1 protein-coding gene is annotated in these 1,715 nt (G+C 66.6%); it reads left to right on the forward strand.

Going from position 1 to position 1,715, the window contains the following annotated elements; genetic code table 11:
* Positions 1-393 precede the first annotated feature (393 nt).
* On the forward strand, positions 394-1,356 hold the full coding sequence (locus tag QSJ19_RS26395; protein WP_286324019.1) for an alpha/beta hydrolase: 963 nt from the start codon (positions 394-396) through the stop codon (positions 1,354-1,356).
* Positions 1,357-1,715 lie beyond the last annotated feature (359 nt).

Raw genomic sequence — 1,715 nt, forward strand, 5'->3', positions numbered from 1 at the left:
GAGGCTTAGAGGATGTCTCGGAGTTCGGCCAGCCGCAGGGTATAACCCGCTCATGAGGGGCACGCTATTGCGGCGGCTGTTCGACCCCGCGCTGGTTCTTAACGAGGCGGGCCAGACCTGCGATGGCCTCTACACCGGCACAGACGGGATTTCCCGCCTTCGTTCGCAGGGCGAGACTTTCCAGCGAGCACGAGTCACCATCTCGTGTCCGGCAATCCGGGGCTCGATCCGGCGACCTCACCGACGCGATCAATCAGCGTCACATCCAAGGGCCTCGGCATCGACGGCGCTTCGCGGCTGACCGTGCGCCGAAGGTGTCCGACCGCCGCCCGACAACTGGTTCGGCGGCATCACCATCATCCTGTTGTCGGTACCCCCTGCCAGAATCACGGCATGACTGATTTCCCGACTCTCGACCCGGAGTTTGCCTCCGCCGTCGCGGCCCTGCCGGGCGGGGTCAGCTTCACCGATGTCCAGGCGGCCCGCGCCTCCTTCGAGCGACTCATCGCCCCGACCCTGGCCGAACTCGCCTACGACGGGGTCTCGGTCAGCCGGTTGACGGTGCCCGGCCTCGACGGTGCGCCGGACGTCGAGATTCGCTTCTTCACACCGGCCGACCGCGAAACGACCGTGCCCTTGCTCGTGTGGATTCATGGGGGTGGGTTCGTGATCGGCCGGGCCGAGCACGACGATCCGCTCGCCGTCGACCTTGTCCGACGCCTCGGCATCGGCGTCGCCAGCGTCGAGTACCGGCGTGCGCCGGAGCACCCATTTCCCGCCGCGCTGGATGACTGCTATGCGGTGCTGATCCATGTGCACACTCATGCGCACGATTTCGGAATCGACGCCGACCGGATCGCGGTCGGCGGCCAGAGCGCCGGCGGCGGACTCGCAGCAGGATTGGCGTTGCGTGCCCGCGATGACGGCGCGGTCCCTATCGTGTTCCAGCTTCTCGACATCCCAGAACTCGACGACCGGCTCGGCACCCCCTCGATGACACGATTCGTCGACACCCCGATCTGGCACCGACCCAACGCTGCTCTCTCCTGGAGGTACTACCTCGGCGACGCGTACACCGGTCCCCAGGACTCGGACGTACCGAGCTATGCGGCTCCCGCGCGCGCCACCGATCTGTCGGGTCTGCCCCCGGCCTACGTCGCGACCATGGAACTCGATCCCCTGCGCGATGAGGGCATTGAGTACGCACTGGCGATGCTGCGCGCGGGTGTCAGCGTCGAACTGCACTCCTATCCCGGCACTTTCCACGGATCGGGACTGTTCAGAACAGCCGCGGTCAGCAAACGCGCCCACAGCGACGCGATCGCCGCCGTCGGTCGGGGGCTGGATCGTCGGTGAAGCCGTCCCCAGGGACGAAGGTGTCCAGCGCCCGGAGTGTCAGCCCCCGACGCCTGCCGGTCTGATCCGTCCCGGTGTTTCCGGAGGGTTCTTCTCGAGGGAAGATGACAACCCATGGCAGCAGAATCGAAGCGGTACTCGGCTGATTTGAAGAAGGACGCGGTCGACATGGTGGCTCAGTTGTGGCCCAGGGCTCGGGCGAGTGGGCGGCGATGGGCAAGACCGCGGATCTGCTCGGGGTGACTTCGGCGGAGACGGTCCGTCAGTGGGTCCGTGAGACGCCTGCAGCGGCTGATCGGCGCCGTCACTTGCGGCGGAAAGCAACTGCCGCAGTTCCTCTTTCGCAATGTAAGCCGCCC

The sequence above is a fragment of the Gordonia sp. ABSL11-1 genome, from assembly GCF_030315685.1.
Taxonomy (GTDB): Bacteria; Actinomycetota; Actinomycetes; order Mycobacteriales; family Mycobacteriaceae; genus Gordonia.

Excerpts from the sequence above, each read along its gene's own strand:
- QSJ19_RS26395 (WP_286324019.1), top strand. The coding sequence starts at position 394 with ATGACTGATTTCCCGACTCTCGACCCGGAGTTTGCCTCCGCCGTCGCG.